21 protein-coding genes are annotated in these 21,448 nt (G+C 72.0%); 19 read left to right on the forward strand and 2 right to left on the reverse strand.

Annotated features, from left to right (window positions below):
- The first annotated feature begins 22 nt into the window (after window positions 1–22).
- From dxr to LV457_RS15970, 9 genes are all read left to right on the forward strand, one after another.
- A complete protein-coding gene (dxr, locus tag LV457_RS15930; RefSeq protein ID WP_232172280.1) occupies window positions 23–1,183 on the forward strand; it encodes a 1-deoxy-D-xylulose-5-phosphate reductoisomerase in 1,161 nt (386 codons plus the stop codon).
- Entirely contained in the window at window positions 1,180–2,397 is a 1,218-nt protein-coding gene (locus LV457_RS15935) for an RIP metalloprotease (RefSeq protein ID WP_232172282.1), read from the forward strand. The genes dxr and LV457_RS15935 overlap by 4 nt, the downstream gene beginning before the upstream one ends.
- Window positions 2,398–2,408: 11 nt before the next feature.
- A complete protein-coding gene (gene ispG, locus LV457_RS15940) occupies window positions 2,409–3,569 on the forward strand; it encodes a flavodoxin-dependent (E)-4-hydroxy-3-methylbut-2-enyl-diphosphate synthase (RefSeq protein WP_232172283.1) in 1,161 nt (386 codons plus the stop codon).
- A 40-nt stretch (window positions 3,570–3,609) separates the two neighbouring features.
- Entirely contained in the window at window positions 3,610–4,464 is an 855-nt protein-coding gene (locus LV457_RS15945; RefSeq protein WP_232172285.1) for a GNAT family N-acetyltransferase, read from the forward strand.
- A 90-nt stretch (window positions 4,465–4,554) separates the two neighbouring features.
- Window positions 4,555–6,372 (forward strand): penicillin-binding transpeptidase domain-containing protein, encoded by a 1,818-nt coding sequence (locus tag LV457_RS15950; RefSeq protein WP_232172287.1) that lies wholly within the window; start codon window positions 4,555–4,557, stop codon window positions 6,370–6,372.
- Window positions 6,373–6,415: 43 nt separating this feature from the next.
- A complete protein-coding gene (locus tag LV457_RS15955) occupies window positions 6,416–7,003 on the forward strand; it encodes a DUF1707 domain-containing protein (protein ID WP_232172289.1) in 588 nt (195 codons plus the stop codon).
- Between the two features lie 9 nt (window positions 7,004–7,012).
- On the forward strand, window positions 7,013–7,885 hold the full coding sequence (gene map / locus LV457_RS15960) for a type I methionyl aminopeptidase (RefSeq protein WP_232172291.1): 873 nt from the start codon (window positions 7,013–7,015) through the stop codon (window positions 7,883–7,885).
- The gene (locus tag LV457_RS15965) at window positions 7,882–9,378 is read left to right on the forward strand and encodes a cobyric acid synthase (RefSeq protein WP_308192207.1); all 1,497 of its coding nucleotides are present in this window, start codon (window positions 7,882–7,884) and stop codon (window positions 9,376–9,378) included. The genes map and LV457_RS15965 overlap by 4 nt, the downstream gene beginning before the upstream one ends.
- 72 nt (window positions 9,379–9,450) lie before the next feature.
- Window positions 9,451–10,014: an alpha/beta hydrolase gene (locus LV457_RS15970; RefSeq protein ID WP_232172293.1), complete on the forward strand. Its 564-nt coding sequence runs from the start codon at window positions 9,451–9,453 to the stop codon at window positions 10,012–10,014.
- A gap of 4 nt (window positions 10,015–10,018) precedes the next feature.
- Here LV457_RS15970 and ngg read toward each other — a convergent pair whose 3' ends face one another.
- Window positions 10,019–11,809 (reverse strand): N-acetylglutaminylglutamine synthetase, encoded by a 1,791-nt coding sequence (gene ngg / locus LV457_RS15975; protein WP_232172295.1) that lies wholly within the window; start codon window positions 11,807–11,809, stop codon window positions 10,019–10,021.
- A 118-nt stretch (window positions 11,810–11,927) separates the two neighbouring features.
- Window positions 11,928–13,481, reverse strand: coding sequence for an amino acid permease (locus LV457_RS15980; protein ID WP_232172296.1), 1,554 nt, complete (start codon window positions 13,479–13,481; stop codon window positions 11,928–11,930).
- A 96-nt stretch (window positions 13,482–13,577) separates the two neighbouring features.
- Here LV457_RS15980 and LV457_RS15985 point away from each other — a divergent pair, with 96 nt between their 5' ends.
- The 10 genes from LV457_RS15985 to LV457_RS16030 all read left to right on the forward strand — a co-directional run bounded on the left by LV457_RS15985 (window position 13,578) and on the right by LV457_RS16030 (window position 21,447).
- Entirely contained in the window at window positions 13,578–14,942 is a 1,365-nt protein-coding gene (locus tag LV457_RS15985) for a glutamine synthetase family protein (RefSeq protein WP_232172605.1), read from the forward strand.
- Complete coding sequence (locus tag LV457_RS15990; protein ID WP_232172298.1) at window positions 14,923–15,669, forward strand: gamma-glutamyl-gamma-aminobutyrate hydrolase family protein; 747 nt, start codon at window positions 14,923–14,925, stop codon at window positions 15,667–15,669. The genes LV457_RS15985 and LV457_RS15990 overlap by 20 nt, the downstream gene beginning before the upstream one ends.
- Complete coding sequence (locus LV457_RS15995; RefSeq protein ID WP_232172300.1) at window positions 15,669–17,033, forward strand: aldehyde dehydrogenase; 1,365 nt, start codon at window positions 15,669–15,671, stop codon at window positions 17,031–17,033. The genes LV457_RS15990 and LV457_RS15995 overlap by 1 nt, the downstream gene beginning before the upstream one ends.
- Before the next feature lie 2 nt (window positions 17,034–17,035).
- Window positions 17,036–17,809, forward strand: a complete 774-nt coding sequence (locus LV457_RS16000; RefSeq protein WP_232172607.1) for a 3-oxoacyl-ACP reductase — start codon at window positions 17,036–17,038, stop codon at window positions 17,807–17,809.
- A gap of 5 nt (window positions 17,810–17,814) precedes the next feature.
- Window positions 17,815–18,540 carry a FadR/GntR family transcriptional regulator gene (locus LV457_RS16005; RefSeq protein ID WP_232172302.1) on the forward strand — a complete coding sequence of 242 codons (726 nt, stop codon included), beginning with the start codon at window positions 17,815–17,817 and terminating at the stop codon, window positions 18,538–18,540.
- A gap of 20 nt (window positions 18,541–18,560) precedes the next feature.
- Complete coding sequence (locus LV457_RS16010) at window positions 18,561–18,869, forward strand: helix-turn-helix transcriptional regulator (protein ID WP_232172304.1); 309 nt, start codon at window positions 18,561–18,563, stop codon at window positions 18,867–18,869.
- Window positions 18,870–18,963: 94 nt separating this feature from the next.
- Window positions 18,964–19,650 (forward strand): energy-coupling factor ABC transporter permease, encoded by a 687-nt coding sequence (locus LV457_RS16015; RefSeq protein WP_232172305.1) that lies wholly within the window; start codon window positions 18,964–18,966, stop codon window positions 19,648–19,650.
- Window positions 19,647–19,958 (forward strand): PDGLE domain-containing protein, encoded by a 312-nt coding sequence (locus LV457_RS16020; protein WP_232172307.1) that lies wholly within the window; start codon window positions 19,647–19,649, stop codon window positions 19,956–19,958. Before LV457_RS16015 ends, LV457_RS16020 begins: the two co-directional genes overlap by 4 nt.
- Window positions 19,955–20,716: a cobalt ECF transporter T component CbiQ gene (gene cbiQ, locus LV457_RS16025; protein ID WP_232172309.1), complete on the forward strand. Its 762-nt coding sequence runs from the start codon at window positions 19,955–19,957 to the stop codon at window positions 20,714–20,716. The genes LV457_RS16020 and cbiQ overlap by 4 nt, the downstream gene beginning before the upstream one ends.
- Window positions 20,701–21,447, forward strand: a complete 747-nt coding sequence (locus LV457_RS16030) for an energy-coupling factor ABC transporter ATP-binding protein (protein WP_232172610.1) — start codon at window positions 20,701–20,703, stop codon at window positions 21,445–21,447. Before cbiQ ends, LV457_RS16030 begins: the two co-directional genes overlap by 16 nt.
- The last annotated feature ends 1 nt before the right edge of the window (window position 21,448 follow it).

A 21,448-nucleotide genomic window follows, 5' to 3' on the forward strand; every position in this document is an offset into this window, starting at 1 on the left:
CCGCGACGGGCACAATGGGCGGGTGACGTCGCGACAAAAGGTGCTGATCCTGGGCTCGACCGGATCGATCGGCACCCAGGCGCTCGAGGTCATCGCGGCCAATCCCGAGCGCTTCGAGGTGGTCGGACTCGCCGCGGGCGGCGCGAATGCGGAGCTGTTGGCGCAGCAGCGGGCCGCCACCGGCGTGCACCGGGTCGCCGTGGCCGACGCGGCCGCCGCCGACCGGATCGGGGACGTCACCTACGCCGGTCCCGACGCCGCGACCCGGCTCGTAGAGAACACCGAAGCCGACGTCGTCCTCAACGCGCTGGTGGGCGCCCGGGGACTGGCGCCGACGCTGGCGGCGCTGCACAGCGGCGCCCGGCTGGCGCTGGCGAACAAGGAGTCGCTGGTGGCGGGCGGGCCGCTGGTGCAGCGGGCCGCGGCGCCCGGACAGCTCGTGCCCGTCGACTCCGAGCACTCCGCGCTGGCGCAATGCCTGCGCGGCGGCAGCCACGACGAGGTGGCGCGACTGGTGCTCACCGCGTCGGGCGGGCCGTTTCGCGGATACTCCGCGGACCGGCTGCGCGACGTCACGCCCGAACAGGCCGGCGCCCATCCCACCTGGTCGATGGGGCCGATGAACACGCTGAACTCGGCGTCGCTGGTGAACAAGGGCCTGGAGCTCATCGAGACGCACCTGCTGTTCGGCATCCCGTACGACCGCATCGACGTCGTCGTCCATCCGCAGTCCATCGTGCACTCGATGGTGACGTTCACCGACGGTTCGACGCTGGCCCAGGCCAGTCCGCCCGACATGAGGCTGCCCATCGCGCTGGCGCTCGGCTGGCCCGCCCGGGTGCCCGGCGCGGCGGCGGCCTGCGACTTCCGCACCGCCGCCACCTGGGAGTTCGAACCCCTCGACGACGCGGTGTTCCCGGCGGTCGACCTGGCCCGGCAGGCCGGAACCACCGGTGGCTGCCTGCCGGCGGTGTACAACGCGGCCAACGAGGAGGCCGCGGAGGCGTTCTTGGCGGGGCGCATCCGGTTCCCCGCGATCGTGGGCACCATCGCCGAGGTGCTCGCCGCCGCCGACCGCTGGGCGGCCGAACCGGTTACCGTGGAAGACGTACTCGACGCGCAGCGCTGGGCCCGCGACCGGGCCCGGGCAGCCGTCCAGCAGGAGGAACAGCTCATCCGATGATGTACGCACTCGGCGTCGTCGCGTTCGCGATCGCGATCCTGGTGTCCGTCGCGCTCCACGAATGCGGACACATGGGGGTGGCGCGTGCCACCGGGATGAAGGTACGTCGCTACTTCGTCGGCTTCGGACCCACGCTGTGGTCCACCCGCCGGCCGAACAAGCTGGGCTCCACCGAGTACGGCGTCAAGGCGATCCCACTCGGCGGGTTCTGCGACATCGCGGGCATGACCGCCGTCGACGAGATCGACGACGCCGACCGCCCGTACGCGATGTACCGCCAGAAAGTCTGGAAGCGCGTGGCGGTGCTGTTCGCCGGCCCCGGGATGAACTTCGTCGTCGGCCTGGTGCTCATCTATGCCATCGCGATCGTGTGGGGGCTGCCGAACCTCAACCCGCCCGCGCAGGCGATCGTCGGCGAGACCGCATGCGTCGCACCGCAGCTCAGCAAGACCGAGTACGCCGCGTGCACCGGCCCCGGACCGGCGGCCAGCGCCGGCATCAAGCCCGGCGACACCATCGTGCGCATCGGGAACACCGACGTCGCGAACTTCGACGAGACCGTCGCCGCGGTGCGGCCGCTGTCCGGCCCCACGCCGGTGGTGGTGGAACGCGACGGGCAGCGCATCACCACGACGGTGAACGTCACCCGCACCCAGCGCTTCACCTCCGACGACGCGACCGAACCGTCGACCGTCGGTGCCATCGGCATATCGGCGAAGCAGTTCGGGCCGGTGCAGTACAACCCGCTGACCGCCGTGCCGGCGACGCTGAGCTTCACCGGCGACCTCGTCGTCGAGCTCGGCAAGTCGCTGGCCAAGATCCCCACCAAGATCGGCGCGCTCGCGTCGTCGATCACCGGCGGTGATCGTGATCCCGAGACCCCGATCAGCGTCGTCGGTGCGTCACGCATCGGCGGTGAGACCGTCGACGCCGGGCTGTGGGTGCTGTTCTGGCTGTTCCTCGCACAGCTGAACTTCGTGCTCGGTGCGGTCAACCTGCTGCCGCTGCTGCCGTTCGACGGCGGGCACATCGCGGTGGCCACCTACGAGAAGATCCGCAACATGATCCGGTCGTCACGCGGGCTGGTGGCCGCCGGACCGGTCAACTACCTCAAGCTCATGCCGGCCACCTACCTCGTACTGGCGGTGGTGGGTGGCTACATGCTGCTCACGGTCGCCGCCGACGTCGTGAACCCGGTCCGAGTGCTGCCCTAGGAGAGACACTTATGACTACGGCCATCGGTCTGGGGATGCCGACGCCCCCCGCACCCACCCTGGCGCCGCGCCGCAAGACGCGCCAGCTGATGGTGCGCGACGTCGGCATCGGCAGCGAGTACCCGATCGCGGTGCAGTCGATGTGCACCACCAAGACCCACGACGTGAACGCCACGCTGCAGCAGATCGCGGAGCTCACGGCGGCCGGCTGCGACATCGTGCGGGTGGCCTGCCCGCGCCAGGAGGACGCCGACGCGCTGCCGGCCATCGCGAAGAAATCACAGATCCCGGTCATCGCGGACATCCACTTCCAGCCGAAGTACATCTTCGCCGCGATCGACGCCGGCTGCGCGGCCGTGCGGGTGAACCCCGGCAACATCAAGGAGTTCGACGGCCGCGTCAAGGAGGTCGCCAAGGCCGCCGGGGCGGCCGGCATCCCGATCCGCATCGGCGTCAACGCCGGCTCGCTGGACAAGCGGTTCATGGAGAAGTACGGCAAGGCGACACCCGAGGCGCTCGTCGAGTCGGCGCTGTGGGAGGCCTCGCTGTTCGAGGAACACGGCTTCGGCGACATCAAGATCAGCGTGAAGCACAACGATCCGGTCGTGATGGTGGCCGCCTACGAGCAGCTGGCCGCGCAGTGCGACTACCCGCTGCACCTCGGCGTCACCGAGGCCGGCCCGGCGTTCCAGGGCACCATCAAGTCGGCCGTCGCGTTCGGGGCGTTGCTGTCGCGGGGCATCGGCGACACCATCCGCGTCTCGCTGTCGGCGCCGCCGGTGGAGGAGGTCAAGGTCGGCACGCAGATCCTGGAGTCGCTGAACCTGCGGCCCCGCGGGCTGGAGATCGTGTCGTGCCCGTCGTGTGGGCGCGCCCAGGTCGACGTCTACACCTTGGCCAACGAGGTGTCGGCCGGCCTCGACGGGCTGCAGGTACCTTTGCGCGTCGCCGTCATGGGCTGCGTCGTCAACGGCCCGGGGGAGGCCCGCGAGGCCGATCTCGGCGTGGCCTCGGGCAACGGGAAGGGGCAGATCTTCGTCAAGGGCGAGGTCATCAAGACCGTGCCGGAGGCGCAGATCGTCGAGACGCTCATCGAGGAAGCGATGCGCATCGCCGAGGAGATGGATCCGCAGGCAAGTCCGGGCGCCTCCCCGGTCGTCACCGTAAGCTGAGGTGCGGTAACACCGGCCACTGTCTGTCAGGACGCTGCCCATGTCGGCTCCCCCTCTTCTTCGCCGCGTCGAGGAGCGACGGGTCGCGGTGACGCGTGACGCGGCGGCGGTGCAGCGGGTGCTCGACGCCGACCCGGTCGCGGCCTGCATGGTGGCCGCCCGCGTCGCCGAGTACGGCCTCGAGCCCGCGGCCATCGGCGGCGAACTGTGGACGCGGCGGCGCCCCGAGGACTCCCTGTGCTTCGCGGGCGCCAACGTCATCCCGCTGCGGGGCGCCGCGGCCGACATGCAGGCGTTCGCCGAGAAGACCGCGTCGGCGCCGCGGCGCTGCTCGTCGCTGGTCGGCCGCGCCGAGCTGGTGGTGCCGATGTGGCAGCGGTTGGAGCGGTACTGGGGCGCGGCGCGCGACGTGCGGGACGCCCAGCCACTGCTCGCCATGCCCACGGTGCCGCAGGGCACGATCGACCCCGCGGTGCGGCGGGTGCGGGCCGACGAGCTCGACGCCTACCTCGCGGCGGCCATCGACATGTTCATCGGCGAGGTCGGCATCGACCCGCGGCTCGGCGACGGCGGTCGCGCGTACCGCCGGCGGGTGGCGGGGCTGATCGCCGCGGGCCGCGCCTGGGCGCGCATCGAGCACGGCGAGGTGATCTTCAAGGCGGAGGTCGGATCGCAATCGCCGCGGGTCGGGCAGATCCAGGGCGTGTGGGTGCATCCGGACCGCCGCGGCCAGGGCCTGGGATCGGCGGGCACGGCCGCGGTCGCGGCCGCCGTCGTGCGCAGCGGGCGCATCGCGAGCCTCTACGTGAACAGCTACAACACGGTGGCGCGGGCGGCGTACGCCCGTGTCGGATTCAGCGAGGTCGGCACGTTCGCGACCGTGCTGCTCGACTGACCGCCGGCGGCCCATGTCACCGGCCAATCACGATCGGGTCTCGGTGCGCCTCCCCGGTGGGACCGCCCAAGGTTCGTAACATCTGCCTCAATGGCATCACAGTTCACTGCACGCATCCGGGTCGCCGGGCTGCTCGTCACCGCTGTCCTCGCGGCCGCCTCGCTGAACGCCTGCACGCCGCGGCCCGACGGTCCCGCGCCCGCCGCCGAGCGATTCTTCTCGGTGCTGGCCACCGGCGACACCGCCGCGGCCGCCGCGCTCACCGACCGGTCCGACGCCGCCAAGACCGCCCTCGACGCGGCCTGGGACGGGCTGCAGGCCGACCAGCTGGAGGCGCACATCCTCGGCTCGACCTACACCGAGGACACCGGCCGGATCGACTACCGCTACACCTGGCACCTGCCGAAGAACCGCACCTGGACCTACGACGGCCACCTCGCGATGGTCCGCGACGAGGGTGTGTGGCGGATCCGCTGGAACGCCACCGACCTGCACCCGCGGCTGGGGGAGAACCAGACGTTCGCCCTGCGGGCCGATCCGCCGCGACGGGCCTCGGTGAAGGAGCTCGGCGGCACCGAGGTGCTGGTGCCCACCAACCTCTACCGCTACCGGCTCGACGCCCGGGCCGCCGGCCGGGAGCTGATGCCCACCGCGCGAGCCGTGGTGGACGCGCTGCGGCCGTTCGATCCGGGGCTGGACCCGCAGCGGCTGGCCGAAGAGGCGAGCGCGGCGCCGCAACCCGTCGACCTGGTGACGCTGCGGCCCGACGACGACGGCCGGGTGCGGCCGGCCATCGGATCGCTACCCGGCGTGGTGGTCACGCCGCAGGCCGACCTGCTGCCCACAGACGACACGTTCGCCCCGGCCATCGTCAGCGAGGTCCGCAAGGCCGTGATCGACGAAGTGGACGGCGACGCGGGCTGGCGGATCGTCACGGTCAACCAGAACGACGTCGACGTCGACGTGCTGCACGAGGTGCCCGGCTCGCCGGCGCCGTCGATCACCATCAGCCTCGACCGCGCGGTGCAGCTGGCGGCGCAGCACGCCGTCGACTCCACCGGCCGCAAGGCCATGATGGTGCTGCTCAAGCCGTCGACCGGGGAGATCCTGGCGCTCGCGCAGAACGCCGCCGCCGACGCCGACGGGCCGGTGGCGACGATGGGTCTCTATCCGCCGGGGTCGACGTTCAAGATCATCACCGCCGGCGCGGCGATCGACCGCCGGCTGGCCACCCCCGACACCATGCTGCCGTGCCCGGGAACCCTGGACATCGGCCACCGCACGGTGCCGAACTACGGCGGCTTCGACCTCGGCGTGGTGCCCATGTCGCGGGCGTTCGCCAGCTCGTGCAACACCACGTTCGCCGAACTGGCGAGCCGGATGCCGCGCGACGGGCTGACGGTCGCGGCCGCGCAGTACGGCATTGGTCCCGACTACGTGGTGCCGGGCCTGACCACGGTGTCGGGGTCGGTGCCGCCGACGGTGAACCTCGCCGAGCGCACCGAGGACGGCTTCGGGCAGGGCAAGGTGGTGGTCAGCCCGTTCGGCATGGCGCTGGCCGCGGCGACGGTCGCCGCCGGCCACACGCCGGTGCCCCAGTTCATCCGGGGCCGGGAGACCACGGTCAGCGGCACCCGCACGCCGATCAGCCCGGCGATGATCGAGGCGCTGCGGCCGATGATGCGGCTGGTGGTCACCGACGGCACCGCGCGCGACATCGACGGTGCCGGTGAGGTCCGCGGCAAGACCGGGGAGGCGGAGTTCCAGGGCGGATCGCACTCCTGGTTCGTGGGCTACCGCGGCGATCTGGCGTTCGCGTCGCTGATCGTCGGTGGGGGCACGTCGGAGTACGCGGTGCGGATGACGAAGCTGATGTTCGACTCGCTGCCGGCCGACTACCTGGTGTGAGCACGGCCGGCATGGCGGCTGCCGCAGGTAGGTTGAAGATGTCATGACCAGTGGCCACGGTGAGTTCATCGCGCTGCGGATCTCCGATGCCGACCGCAACGGCACGCTGCGCCGGCTGCACAACGCCGTCGCGCTGGGGCTCATCGACATCGGCGAATTCGAGCAGCGGTCGGCCCAGGTGTCGGCGGCCCGCACGCACGCCGACCTGAACGCCCTCGTCGACGACCTGCCGGGGCCCGGGGCCATCGTCACCTCCGCCGCCGACCGGGTGGAGCTCCGGGGGTCGTTCGGCTCGCTCAAACGGCACGGCGAGTGGATGGTCCCCACCCGGCTGGCGCTGGTGCGGCGGATGGGATCGGTGGACCTCGACCTCACCCGCGCCCGGTTCGCCGGTCCGGTGGTCGTCGTCGAACTCGACATGGTGCGCGGCTCGGTCGACATCCGGCTGCCCGACGGCGCGAGCGCGTCGATCGACGACGTGGTCGTCACCTTCGGCAGCGCGCGCGATCACCGCGCCGACGCGCCGGCCGAGGGCAACCCGCACGTCGTCTTCACCGGGCGGGTGACCTGGGGTTCGCTACACATCCGCGGTCCCCGACGGTCGCGGCTGCGCCGCCCCGGCCGGCGGTAACCTGAAACGATGACCGCAGCTTCCGTGCGCCCTGCGCTGCGCCCCGGCGTCGTCTCGCCGATCCGGCCGGTGCCGAAGTCCATCCCGCGGCCGGAGTACGTGTGGAAGCCGACCGCGAACGAGGGCTCCGAGCCGTGGGTGCAGACCCCGGAGGTCATCGAGAAGATGCGCGTCGCGGGCCGCATCGCCGCCGGCGCGCTCGCCGAGGCCGGCCGCGCCGTCGCACCCGGCGTCACCACCGACGAGCTGGACCGCGTCGCCCACGAGTACATGCTCGACCACGGCGCCTACCCGTCCACGCTGGGCTACAAGGGTTTCCCGAAGTCGTGCTGCACCTCGCTCAACGAGATCATCTGCCACGGCATCCCGGATTCGACGGTGATCGCCGACGGCGACATCGTCAACATCGACGTCACCGCCTACTACGACGGCGTCCACGGTGACACCAACGCCACCTTCCTCGCGGGCGATGTCGCCGAGGAGCACCGGCTGCTCGTGGAGCGCACCCACGAGGCCACGATGCGCGCCATCAAGGCCGTCAAACCAGGGCGCCAGCTGTCGATCGTCGGCCGGGTGATCGAGAGCTACGCGAACCGGTTCGGCTACCACGTCGTCCGCGATTTCACCGGCCACGGCATCGGCACCACCTTCCACAACGGTCTGGTGGTGCTGCACTACGACCAGCCCGCGGTCGAGACGGTGCTGGAGCCCGGCATGACGTTCACGATCGAGCCGATGATCAACCTCGGCTCGCTGGACTACGAGATCTGGGACGACGACTGGACGGTGGCCACCCGGGACCGCAAGTGGAGCGCGCAGTTCGAGCACACGCTGGTGGTCACCGACACCGGAGCCGAGATCCTGACGCTGCCGCCGGAGTGAGCCGCGCCGCCAGCGGTGCGCTGCTCGTCGCGGGCACCACGTCGGACGCGGGCAAGTCCATGGTGGTCGCCGGGCTGTGCCGGCTGCTGGTGCGCCGCGGCGTCGCGGTCGCGCCGTTCAAGGCCCAGAACATGAGCAACAACTCGGCGGTGACCGTCGAAGGCGGGGAGATCGGCCGGGCGCAGGCGGTGCAGGCGCGCGCGGCCGGGCTGGCGCCGAGCGTGCGGTTCAACCCGGTGCTGCTCAAGCCGGGCAGCGACCGCAGTTCGCAGCTGGTGGTCCGCGGCCGCGCCACCGGCAGCGTGCGGGCCCGTGACTACCTCACCCACCGACGGCGGCTGAGCGAGGTGGTGGGGCGCGAGTTCGAGTCCCTGCGAGGCGATTTCGACGTCGTGATCTGTGAGGGCGCCGGTTCGCCCGCCGAGATCAACCTGCGCGCCACCGATCTGGCGAACATGGGGCTCGCGCAGGCGGCCGGCCTGCCGGTGCTCCTGGTCGGCGACATCGACCGCGGCGGGGTGCTGGCCCACTTTTTCGGCACCGTCGCGATCCTGGACCCTGCCGACCAGCGGTTGATCGCGGGTTACGTCGTCAACAAGTTCCGCGGCGACCCGACGCTGCTCGAGCCGGGCTTGGAGCGGCTGCGGGAGCGCACCGGCCGGCCGACCTACGGCGTCCTGCCGTATTGCGACGACCTGTGGCTCGACACCGAGGACTCGCTGTCGGTGGTGGCCGGCGAGCTGGTGGGCCGGCCGTCGCCGCCGGTCGGCGACCAGTGGCTGCGCATCGCCGCCATCCGGCTGCCGCGGATCTCGAACTCGACCGACGTCGAAGCGCTGGCGTGCGAACCCGGGGTGCAGGTGCGGTGGGTGACCGACGCCGCCGACCTCGCCGGTGCGGACGCCGTCGTGATCCCCGGCAGCAAGACCACCGTCGCCGACCTGCGCTGGCTGCGCGAGCGCGGCCTGGCCGACGCGATCGTGGCGCACGCCGCGGCGGGCCGGCCGGTGCTCGGTGTCTGCGGGGGATACCAGATGCTGTGCCGGTCGATCACCGACGACGTCGAGAGCGGTGCTGGCACGGTCGACGGGCTCGGGCTGCTCGACGCCGAGATCGCCTTCGCCGCCGAGAAGACGTTGCGGCACCACTCGGAACCGTTGCGCGGCTACGAGATCCATCACGGCCAGGTCGCCCGCGCCGCCGCCGACGACTGGCACGGCGTCGGGCACCGCCGCGGCGTGGTCTACGGCACGCACTGGCATGGGCTGCTGGACAACGACGCACTGCGGCGCGGCTGGCTCGCCGAGGTGGCCGAGAGCGCCGGGCGCACCGGGTTCGTCGCGGCGCCGGACGTCGACGTAACTGCCCGCCGCGACGCGCAACTCGACGTGATGGCGGATCTGCTCACCGCCCACCTCGACGTCGACGCCGTGCTCGACCTGCTCGCCGGACCGCCGGCGCGGCCGGTCATCCGCACGGCGCTCGACGGCTGACCGACCGCGAATCAGCGCGCGCGACAACCGAAACCGCCACACTGGATTCACGACGCCGGTACCGTTCGGGGAATGCCCTCGACGATGGTCACCGTCGACGGATTCCCCGCTTCCGTGAGCGTCACGGGCCCGGAGAAGGGTTCCGTCGTGCTGCTGCTGTGCGCCGCCCACCACGCGCCGGTGGCCTACGAGGCCGTGTGCCACCGGCTGCACACCGCATCGCTGCGCACGGTGGTGGTGGGGGCGGACCGGCGGCTGACACCGAAGTCGGTGATCGGCATCCTCGACAGCCTGGGGGTGCAGTGGTCGGTGGTCGTCGGCGACCGCAGCGGCGGCGAGCTGGCGTGGGAGCTGGCGGCCGCGCGGCTCGACCGGTTCACCGGCCTGATCGCGATCGACCGGGGTCATCCGCGCGTCGCCGACCTCACCGGCGCGGTGCGCGACGAGCACTGCCCGCCGGTCGAGATGAATGTCACGGCCCTGGTCAGCACACCGGCGGCGCGCAACGTCGCCCGCGCCAGCCAGCGCTACGTCTACGGCGACTTCCGGCTGGTCGAACTGCTCGGCCGCCGCAACGCCGCCGAGTCGACGGCGCAGCTGGCCGCCGAGATCGTGATGCGCACCGCCACGCTGTAGCCCGCTAGTTGGCGGGCGCGCCGCCGGCGTGCTCGGGCGGTGTCCAGGTCTGCGGCAGCGCCGGCTGGCCGGGGAACAAGAAGTCGACGAACGCCTGCGCGGTGGGCTGCGGTTCGTGGTTGGCGAGGCCGGGCCGCTCGTTGGCCTCGATGAACACGTACTCCTCGCCCTTGACGTCGGGCACCAGCAGGTCGATGCCGGTGACCGGGATACCGATGGCCTCGGCCGCGGCTACCGCGACCCGGCACAGCGTGCTGTGCACCTCCGCGGTGACGTCGTGGATGGTGCCGCCCTGGTGGAGGTTTGCCGCCCGGCGGACGCGCAGGCGCTCGCCCTCGGGCAGCACGTCGTCGAAGCGGTAGCCGGCCTCCCGGACGGTGCTCTCGGTGACGTCGTCGATCGGGATGACCGACTCGCCGCCGGTCGCGGCGGCTCTGCGGCGGCTCTGCGCCTCGATGAGCTCGCGGATGGTGTGCTTGCCGGTGCCGACCACCTCGGGGGGTTTGCGCAGCGCCGCGGCGACGACCTTCTTGTCGATGACCACCAGCCGCAGGTCGTCGCCGTTCGCCCGCTGCTCGATCAGCACCTCGGGGTGCTGTTCGCGGGCGCGGGCGAGGGCCGCGTCCAGCTCCTGCGGCGTGGTGACGCCCACGGTGATGCCCTTGCCCTGCTCGCCGCGGGTGGGCTTGACCACCACGTCGCCCACCTCGGCGAGGAACTCGTGGTCCCGCTCGTCGAAGGTCGCCAGCCGGGCCTTCGGCACCACCACACCCGCCTCGGCCACGATGCGGCGGGTGAGCCGCTTGTCGTCGCAGCGCGCCATCGCCACCGCGGAGGTGAACTCCGACAACGACTCTCGGGTGATGACGCTGCGGCCGCCGTGCGACAGCCGCATCTCGCCGGTCTCGGCGTCGATCACCTCCACGTGGATGCCGCGGCGCATCGCCTCGTCGGCGATGATGCGGGCGTAAGGGTTCAGGTCGTCGATGGTCTCGGCGGTGGGTGTGAACAGCGACTGGTTGATGGCGTTCTTGCGTTTGATGGCGAGCACCGGCACCCGGACGAAGCCGAGCTTCTCGTACAGCCCGATCGCGGCGGCGTTGTCGTGCGCCACCGACAGGTCCAGGTAGGAGCGGCCGGCTTCCCGCATCAGGTGCGCCAGCGTGCAGGTCAGCGCGGCGCCGACGCCCGGCAGGCTCGCGGTGGGATCGACGGCCAACGTCCAGAGGCTCGACCCGTTCTCGGGGTCGGAGAACAGCTTGAAGTGGTCGACGCCGGTGACGGTGCCCACGACCGCGCCGTCGTCGTCGCGGACGGCCACCAGGTAGGTGACGACGTCGGAGTGCAGGTGGTTGTCCCAGATGACGTCGACCGGCGCGGGCACCATGCCGCACTTGACGTAGACGCGGTTCATCGCGTCGGCCTCGTCGCGGTCGCGCGGCGGGCGCACGGTGAAGCCCGACGGTGTCGGCGGTGCGGCGTCGTCGTCGCCGAACCGCAGCCGGTAGGTGTGGCTGGGATCGATGAACAGCTCGTTGGGTGCCAGGCTGACCAGCACGTGCGACTCGCGGGCGTAGATGCAGATGTCGCGCCGGCCGATCTCTTCGTCGCGCAGCACCTCCGCCAGGCGGGCGGGGTCGGCGAACGTCTGGCCGAAGATCAGCCGGCCCCACCCCAACTCGAGCACCACGTCGTCGGCCATCGCCGCCACCAGGTGTGGCGGCGACGCGTCGTGGAGGCCGAGCGTGATTTCCTCGGTGTGGTCCTCGACGCCCGCGACGGCTGGGTCAGTCATCCGCGATCCGCTCCGCTCGTGTGGGTCGGCCGATCACGCGGCTGGTGCTGCGCAGGCTCGACCCTACCGGGTATCCGTCGTCTGATCAGGACGAGCGATCACCCGGCCGACGAGCCGGTCACGCACCTCGGTTGTCGGTGTGACCTTTGAGGATCTCGTCCTCGATGGTGCCGCCGAGCCCCTCGGCCTCCGGGTCGTAGCCGTGCAGGCCGCCGGTCACCGCGTACTCCTCCTCCGGAGACAGCACCAGCCGGTGCCGGCCGTAGAGCCCGAAGACCAGCAGCCCGAGCACGTAGAAGATCACGATCGCGACGACGGCCGGCCGATAGTCCGGGTTGAGCAGGACACCGACGAACGTGATGGCGGCGATGACGAGCGCGACGACGGCCCCGGCGTTGCCGGTCGGACTGACCCAGGGCCGCCGCGCGTTCGGGAAGTTCCGGCGCAGCAGCAGAAACGAGATCATCTGGAGCCCGTAGGCGAGCACCGCGCCCCAGACGGCGATGTTGAGCACGACGGCGCCGGCGCCCTCGTAGACGTCGACCACCAGCAGCGCGAGGAACCCGATGACCGCGCCGACGAGCAGCGCCACGTAGGGCGTCTGCCGGGCGCCCGTGAGCGACAACGTCTTCGGGTAGTAGCCCGCCCGGCTCAGCGAGTACATGTTGCGCCCGTAGGCGTACATGATGCCCTGCAGGCTGGCCAGCAGGCCGATGAGCGCAAACGCCGACAGCGCGGCCGCGAGGTTGCCGGGGAGGAATGCCCGGAACCCGTCCAGCAGGGGCTCATCGGATTCGCCGAGCGCTTGGGACCCGGTGACCGCGGGGTTGAGGAAGAACACGATCGCGCCGCAGGCGACCAGCGTGAGCATGCCCCAGAGGCCGGCTCGCGGGATGTCGCGCGCCGGCTCGTGCGCCTCCTCGGCGGCCAGCGGCAACTCCTCGATGCCGAGGAAGAACCACATCGCGAACGGCAGCGCGTAGAGGATCGTGATCCAGCCCATCGGCAAAAAGGTGCTGGCCCCGGCGGCTCCGGCGTCGGGCGCGATGTCGAACAGCCGGCTGAAGTCCACTGCGCCGTTGGCGAGCGCCAGCACGCCGAACAGCACGAGGATGCCGATCGAGATGACGGCGACGACCAGCGCGAACCTGAAGGACAGCGCGGCGCCCCAGGAGTTCAGCGCCACGAAGATTGCGTAGAGGATGATCCACCACAGCCAACCGGGCAGGGTGACCTCGAACAGGTCGCTGGTGACGGCGTCGGCGTAGCTCGCCGAGTAGTACACCACCACCGCCGTGGTGAAGACGTACTCGATGGTTTCGGCGAAGCCGGTGACGAAGCCGCCCCACGGGCCCATCGCCGCCCGCGCGAACGAGTACGCGCCGCCGGTGTGCGGCATGGCCGCGCTCATCTCGCCGATCGAGAACAGCATGCCGAAGTACATGACGATGATGAGGACGGACGCGATGGCCAGCCCGCCCCAGCCGGCGGTGCCGATGCCGAGGTTCCAGCCCGAGAAGTCGCCCGACACCACCGCCGCGATCCCGATGCCCCAGATGCCCCAGAAGCCGGCGGTGCGTTTGAGCTGTCGTTTCTCGAAGTAGCCGGCCTCGGCGCGGGCGTAGGTTGCGCCGGAGGACCTCATGGGTGGGGATGTGTTGTCGGCGGCCATGGGAGGGGACCTTAGTGCGGTCAAAGGTCTGATGTCCTACCTTTAGCGCAGCAGGTCGTTCGGCGAACAGGAGCTGGCGTGACATCGAGACCCGGCATGTTGTCGCGGACCGACCTGGAGCGCCTCATCGCGGCGGGCGAGGTCGACACCGTCATCGTCGCGTTCTGCGACATGCAGGGCCGGCTGACGGGGAAGCGGGTGTCGGCCGAGTTGTTCGTCGACGACGTCGCCGAGCACGGCGCCGAGTGCTGCAACTACCTGTTGGCCGTCGACGTCGACATGAACACCGTCGGCGGTTACGCCATGTCGAGCTGGGAGACCGGCTACGGCGACATGGTGATGACGCCCGATTTCGAGACGCTGCGCCGGGTGCCGTGGCTGCCCGCCACGGCCCTGGTGATGGCGGACCTGAGCAAAACGGACGGCACGCCGGTGGTGCAGGCGCCGCGCAGCATCCTGCGCCGCCAGCTCGACCGGCTCGCCGAGCGCAACCTGGTGCCCTACGCCGGCACCGAGCTGGAGTTCATGGTGTTCGACACCGGGTTCCGCGACGCGTGGGCGGCCGGCTACCGGAACCTGCGCCCGGCCAGCGACTACAACGTCGACTACGCCGTGCACGCCTCGACGCGGATGGAGCCGCTGCTGCGCGACATCCGGCAACACATGATCGGCGCGGGCATGTACTGCGAGGGCGTCAAGGGCGAGTGCAACCTCGGCCAGCAGGAGATCGCGTTCCGCTACGACCACGCGCTCGTCACCTGCGACAACCACACGATCTACAAGAACGGCGCCAAGGAGATCGCCGACCAGCACGGCAAGAGCCTGACGTTCATGGCGAAATTCGACGAGCGCGAAGGCAACAGCTGCCACATCCACATCTCGCTGCGGGGCTTGGACGAGGAGGGCCGGCCCAATGTTCCGGTGTTCGCCGACGACACCGACGGCTGCGGCATGTCGCCGCTGTTCCGCAGCTTCGTCGCCGGCCAGCTCGCCACGCTGCGCGAGTTGACGCTGCTGTACGCGCCGAATGTCAACTCCTACAAGCGGTTCGTCGAGGGCAGCTTCGCCCCCACGGCCGTGGCGTGGGGCCTCGACAACCGCACCTGCGCGGTGCGGGTGGTGGGCCGCGGCCACGGCATGCGCATGGAGCTCCGTGCGCCCGGCGGCGACGTCAACCAGTACCTGGCCGTCTCCGCGCTCATCGCCGGTGGGCTGCACGGCATCTCGGCGGGGCTCGAGCTGGCGGAGCCGACCGCCGGGAACGCCTACACCGGCGGCGCCGATCGGCTGCCCACGACGCTCGGGGAGGCGGCCGAGCTGTTCGCGGCGTCCGCGGTGGCCCGCGAGGCCTTCGGCGACGAGGTCGTCGAGCACTACCTGAACATGGCCGCCGTCGAGCTGAAGGCCTTCAACGCGACGGTCACCGACTGGGAGCGGATCCGTGGCTTCGAACGGCTCTGATGCCCGGCCCGTGATCGGCCTGACGACCTATCTGCAGCAGGCGCAGACCGGGGTGTGGGACGTGCGTGCCAGTTTCCTGCCCGCCATCTACCTCGACGGCGTCACGCTGGCCGGTGGTGTCGCGATGCTACTGCCGCCGCAGCCGGTCGATCAGGTGGTGGTCGACCGCGTCCTCGACCGGCTCGACGGGCTGGTGCTCACCGGCGGCAGGGACGTCGATCCGGCCTGTTACGGCCAGGACCCGCACCCGGCGACCGACGAGCCGGGCCGCGATCGCGACGCCTTCGAGGTGGCGCTGGTTGCCGGGGCGCTGCGCCGCGGCCTGCCGGTGCTGGGCATCTGCCGCGGCGCGCAGGTGCTCAACGTCGCGCTCGGCGGCACGCTGCACCAGCACCTGCCCGACGTCGTCGGGCACGCCCGCCACCAGCAGGGCAATGCGGTGTTCTCGACGTCCACCGTGCGCACCGCTCCGGGCAGCCGGCTGGCCGCGCTCGTCGGCGAGCGCACCGACGTGCAGTGCTACCACCACCAGGCGATCGACGCGCTCGGCGACGGGCTCGTCGTGTCCGCACGCGACGACGACGGGGTGATCGAGGCGGTCGAGCTGCCCGGCGACCGGTTCTGCGTGGCGGTGCAGTGGCACCCCGAGGAGCGGCTCGACGACCTGCGGCTCTTCTCCGGCGTGGTGGCGGCCGCCACCGAGTTCGCGACGGGCAAGGTGCGGTGATGACCGAGAGCCAACTGATCAACCCCGCCACCGAGGAGGTGCTGCGCACGGTCGAGCACGTCGACGTCGCCGGCGTCGACGACGCGGTCGCTCGCGCCGCCGCGGCGCAGAGACGCTGGGCGGCACTGGCTCCCGCCGAGCGCGCGGCCGGGCTGCGGGCCTTCGCCGCGGTCGTCGACGCCCACGTCGACGAGCTGGCCGCCCTCGAGGTGGCCAACTCCGGGCACCCGATCACGTCGGCGGAATGGGAGGCCGGCCACGTCCGTGACGTCCTGACCTATTACGCGGCGGCGCCGGAGCGGTTGTCCGGCAAGCAGATTCCGGTGGCCGGCGGCCTCGACGTCACCTTCCACGAACCGCTGGGCGTCGTCGGCGTCATCACGCCGTGGAACTTCCCGATGACCATCGCGGCGTGGGGATTCGCGCCCGCGCTGGCCGCCGGGAACGCCGTCGTGCTCAAACCCGCGGAATGGACGCCGCTCACCTCGATCCGGCTCGGCGAGCTGGCGGTCGAGGCCGGCCTGCCCGCCGACCTGTTCCAGGTGCTGCCCGGGCGCGGATCGGTGGTCGGGGAGCGCTTCGTCACTCACCCGGAGGTTCGCAAGGTGGTCTTCACCGGGTCGACGACGGTCGGCAAGCAGGTGATGGCCGGCTGCGCCGGGCAGGTCAAACGGGTGACGCTGGAGCTGGGCGGCAAGAGCGCCAACATCGTCTTCGACGACTGCGACCTGGAGCGGGCCGCCGCCACCGCGCCCTACGGGGTGTTCGACAACGCCGGCCAGGACTGCTGCGCGCGCAGCCGGATCCTGGTGCAGCGCAGCGTCTACGACCGGTTCCTCGAATTGCTCGAACCCGCCGTGCAGGGCGTGACCGTCGGCGATCCGCGCGCCCGCGACACCGAGATGGGGCCGCTGGTGTCGCGGGTGCACTGGGACCACGTGGCGTCGTTCGTGCCCGCCGACGCACCCGTCGCCTTCCGGGGCAGCGCGCCCAGCGGCGCCGGCTTCTGGTTTCCGCCGACGGTGCTGACGCCGCCGCGCGACCACCCCACCGTCACCGAGGAAATCTTCGGCCCGGTCGTCGCGGTGCTGCCGTTCGACGACGAGGCCGACGCCGTCGCACTCGCCAACGACACCCGCTACGGCCTCTCCGGCTCGATCTGGACCGAGAACCTGTCGCGGGCGGTGCGGGTGTCCCGCGCGGTCGAATCCGGGAACCTGTCGGTGAATTCGCATTCCTCGGTGCGTTACGCGACCCCGTTCGGCGGGTTCAAGCAGTCCGGGCTGGGCCGCGAACTCGGGCCCGACGCGCCGCTGCACTTCACCGAGACCAAGAACGTGTTCTTCGCCATCCGGGAGGCGTGACAGTGGACCTGACGCAACGGTTGTCGGGCAAGGTCGCGGTGATCACCGGCGGCGCCGGCGGTATCGGGCGGGCGAGCGCCACCCGGATGGCCGCCGAGGGCGCCACGGTCGTCATCGGGGACATCGACCCGCAGGCCGGCGAGTCCGTGGCAGCCGACCTGGGCGGCACCTTCGTCGCCGTCGACGTGTCCGACCAGGCCGCGGTGGACGCACTGTTCGACACCGCGGCGCAGGTGCACGGCTCGGTGGACATCGCATTCAACAATGCCGGCATCAGTCCGCCGGAGGACGAACTCATCGAGCACACCGGCATCGACGCCTGGCAGCGGGTACAGGACGTCAACCTCAGGTCGGTGTTCTTCTGCTGCAAAGCCGCGCTGCGCCACATGGTTCCGCAGCAGCAGGGGTCGATCATCAACACCGCGTCGTTCGTCGCGGTGATGGGGTCGGCGACGTCGCAGATCTCCTACACCGCGTCCAAGGGCGGCGTCTTGGCCATGTCGCGGGAGCTCGGGGTGCAGTACGCGCGCCAGGGCATCCGGGTCAACGCGCTGTGCCCGGGCCCGGTGAACACCCCGCTGCTGCGGGAGCTGTTCGCCAAGGACCCGGAGCGGGCGGCGCGGCGGCTGGTGCACATTCCGGTCGGCCGGTTCGCCGAGCCCGAGGAGCTGGCCGCCGCGGTCGCCTTCCTCGCCAGCGACGACGCCTCGTTCGTCACCGCGTCGGCCTTCCTGGTCGACGGCGGGATCAGCGGCCACTACGTGACGCCGCTGTAGTGCGCATGTCGGCCGGTCCGGAGCGCCACGAGCACGCGGCGGCGGTGGTGCTGCGGCCGGTCCGGTCGGGAAATGCGTTCGAGGACACCGTGGCCCGCCTGATGGAAGCCATCCGGCTGGGGATGCTCGCCCCCGGTGCGGCGCTGCCGCCGGAGCGGGAGCTGGCCGCCCGGCTCGGGGTGAGCCGCGACACCGTGCGGGAGGCCATCAAGTCGCTCGCTGACGCCGGTTACCTGGTGTCGCGCCGCGGGCGCTACGGCGGCACGTTCCTGGCCGACGAGTTGCCCGCGCCGCGCCCGGACGGCGTCCGGTTGAGCCGGGCCGGGATCGACGACGTCCTGCGGTTGCGGGAGATCCTGGAGGTCGGCGCCGCCCGGATGGCCGCCGGCCGCGAGCCGGGGGGCGCCGAACGGGAGCTGCTGTGCGGTGCGCTCGCCGACGTGCGCGGCGCGGCGCCCGAGGACTACCGGCGGCTGGACTCGCGGCTCCACCTGGCGATCGCCGAGGCCGCCGCCACCCCGTCGCTCGTGCCGCTGGTCGCCGACAACCGGATGCGGCTCAACGAGCTGCTCGACCAGATCCCGCTGCTCGCGCGCAACATCGCCCACTCCGACCGCCAGCACGACCAGATCGTCGCCGCCATCCTCGGCGGCGACCCCGAGCGGGCGGCCGCGGCGATGGCGGCGCACGTCGCGGGCTCGGCCGCGCTGCTGCACGGCTTCCTCGACTGAGCCGACTAGGGTGGCCAGCCGTGGGCGAGCAGCCAGACCCGTCGCGACCCGCCGAGGTCGACATCGCCGGCTGGACCACCCGCTTCGACCTGCTCAGCGACCCGCACCGGCTCGAGATCCTGCTGGCGTTGCACCGCGCGCCGGGCATCAACGTCGGTGACCTCGCCGCCGCCGTGGGGCGCTCGGAGAACGCCGTCTCGCAGGCGCTGCGAATCCTGCGCGGCCAAGGCTGGGTGAGCTCCACCCGCGTCGGGCGCGCCGTGCGCTACCGGCTGGCCGACGCCACCGTTCACGACCTGCTGCACTGGATCGGGGCCCGGCACAGCTGAGGGCGCGGGTCGGTCCGACCGCCGACCCGTCCGCGCCCGATCTGCTCATCTGTTCACCTGGACAGGTGTCGGGCGACCTGCCTACGCTGCCCGCATGGTCGCTGCCATGCACATGAGCGACGGCATCGTCGACGCCCCGACGTCCCTGCTGTTCGGAGCGCTCGCCCTCGCGGTGGTCGCGGTCTGCGCGCGGCGCGCCCGGCAGGAACTCGACGAACGGGCCGTGCCGCTGGCCGGACTGGTCACCGCCTTCATCTTCGCGGTGCAACTGGTGAACTTTCCGGTGCTCCCGGGGGTCAGCGGGCACCTGCTCGGCGGCACGCTGGCCGCCGTCCTGGTAGGGCCGTTCACCGGGGTGCTCTGCATCAGCATCGTGCTGACGGTCCAATCGCTGCTGTTCGCCGACGGCGGCGTGACCGCGCTCGGCCTGAACGTCGTGAACATGGGCGTCATCGGCGTCGGTGCCGGCTACGCGGTGGCCGTGCTGCTGCGGCGGGCAGTGGGGTCCCGGGCCGCGCACCCGCCCACGCTGGGCGTCATCGCGGCGGTCGCCGGTCTCGTCGGAACCTGCTGCGCGGCGCTGGGATTCGTCGCCGAGTACGCGATCGGTGGCGTCGCGACGACCTCACTGCCCGAGGTGGCCGGCTATCTGTTGGGGACGCACCTGCTCATCGGGGTCGGTGAGGGCGTCATCACCGCGCTCACCGCCGTCGCCGTCGCCCGGGCGCGGCCCGAGCTGGTGTACCTGCTGCGTCACGCGCCCGCGGCGGTCCCGGCGTGAGGCGGTTCTGGCTCGGCTTCGTCGCCGTGATCGTGCTGGTGGCGGGTGGGCTGTCGTATCTGGCCAGCTCGCAGCCCGACGGACTGGATTCGGCGACCCGGCGCGGCTGCGAGGTGTCCGGCGAAGAGCTGCGCGGCACCTGCATCGCGCAGCACGCCGACGCCCATGCGCTGGCCGGTTCCCCGCTGGCCGACTACACCATCGCCGGGCACGAGGCGACGGTCGGCGTGGCGGGACTCATCGGCGTCGCCGTCACGCTGCTGCTGGCTGCCGGGCTGTTCCGGCTCATCGCGCGCCGTCGCGAGTGACCGCCGCGCACCCGCTCTACCGCCCGGAACCCAGCGCGGTCCACCGGGCGCCGGCCGAGGTGAAGATCGCCGCGCTGCTGCTGTTCGTCGCCGCGGTGGTGGCGACCCCCGGCGGCGCGTTGTGGCCCTTCGCGGTCTACGCCGTGCTGGTGGCGGCAACCTGGCGGGCCGCGCAGCTCCGGTGGCGGTGGGTGCTGCCGCGGATGCTCATCGAGACGCCGTTCGTCGTCCTGGCCGTGCTGCTGCCGTTCGCCGAGGGCGGCGAGCGGGTGACGGTGGCCGGCGCGTCGCTGTCGGTGGCCGGCCTCTACGCGGCGTGGGCGATCGTCGCCAAGGGCACCGTCGGCGTCGGAGCCTCGCTGGCCGTCGCGGCGACGACGTCGGCCCGCGAGCTGCCGGTCGGTCTGAGCCGGCTCGGCGTTCCGCCGCTGATGACCTCGATCCTGACGGTGGCGCTGCGGTACGTCGACGTGCTGGCCGCCGAGGCGGCGCGCATGCGGATCGCCCGGCTGTCGCGGGGCGACTCGCCGCGGGCGCTGCACCAGGCGGCGGCCGTCGGGCACAGTGTCGGCACGCTGTTCCTGCGGTCCTACGAGCGCGGGGAACGCGTCCACCTCGCGATGCTGTCACGGGGGTTCGACGGCCGGATCCCGCAGCTGGGCGGGCCGCCGCGGGCCAGCCTGCGGCAGTGGCTGCTCGCGATGATCCCCGCGGCCGCAGCCGCGTCGACGGCCGCCGCGGCGTGGGTGACGGCGTGACGCCCGCGCTGCGGGTCAGCGGACTGCGCCATGTCTACTCCGACGGCACCGTCGCGCTCGACGGCGTCGACCTCGCGGTGGCGGCGGGGGAGCGGGTGGCGGTGCTCGGGCCCAACGGCGCCGGCAAGACCACCCTGATGCTGCACCTCAACGGCGTGCTGACCGCCACCGCCGGCGAGGTCGCGATCGCCGGGACGCCGGTGCGCCGCAACACCCTTCGCGACATCCGCCGCCGCGTCGGGCTGATGTTCCAGGACCCCGACGACCAGCTGTTCATGCCGACCGTTGCGCAGGACGTGGCGTTCGGACCCGCCAACTTCGGCGTCCGCGGCGACGAGCTGTCGCAGCGCGTGGCCGATGCGCTGGCCGCGGTGTCGCTCACCGCGGCGGCCGACCGCAGCCCCGCGCACCTGTCGGCCGGGCAGCGGCGCCGCGCCGCGCTGGCGACCGTGCTCGCGTGCCGGCCCGACGTGCTGGTGCTCGACGAGCCCTCGGCGAACCTCGACCCGCAGTCGCGCCGCGAGCTCGCCGACACCCTGGCCGCCCTGGACGCCACGCTGCTGGTGGTCACCCACGACCTGCCCTACGCGGCGCAGCTGTGCAGTCGGGCCGTGATCCTCGACGGCGGCCGGGTGGTCGCCGACGGCCCGATCGCCGAGCTGCTCGCCGATACGGCGCTGCTCGCCGCCCACCGGCTCGAGCTGCCGTGGGGTTTTCGCATCGGGAGCTGAG

The sequence above is a fragment of the Mycobacterium sp. MYCO198283 genome, assembly GCF_021213805.1.
GTDB lineage: Bacteria > Actinomycetota > Actinomycetes > Mycobacteriales > Mycobacteriaceae > Mycobacterium.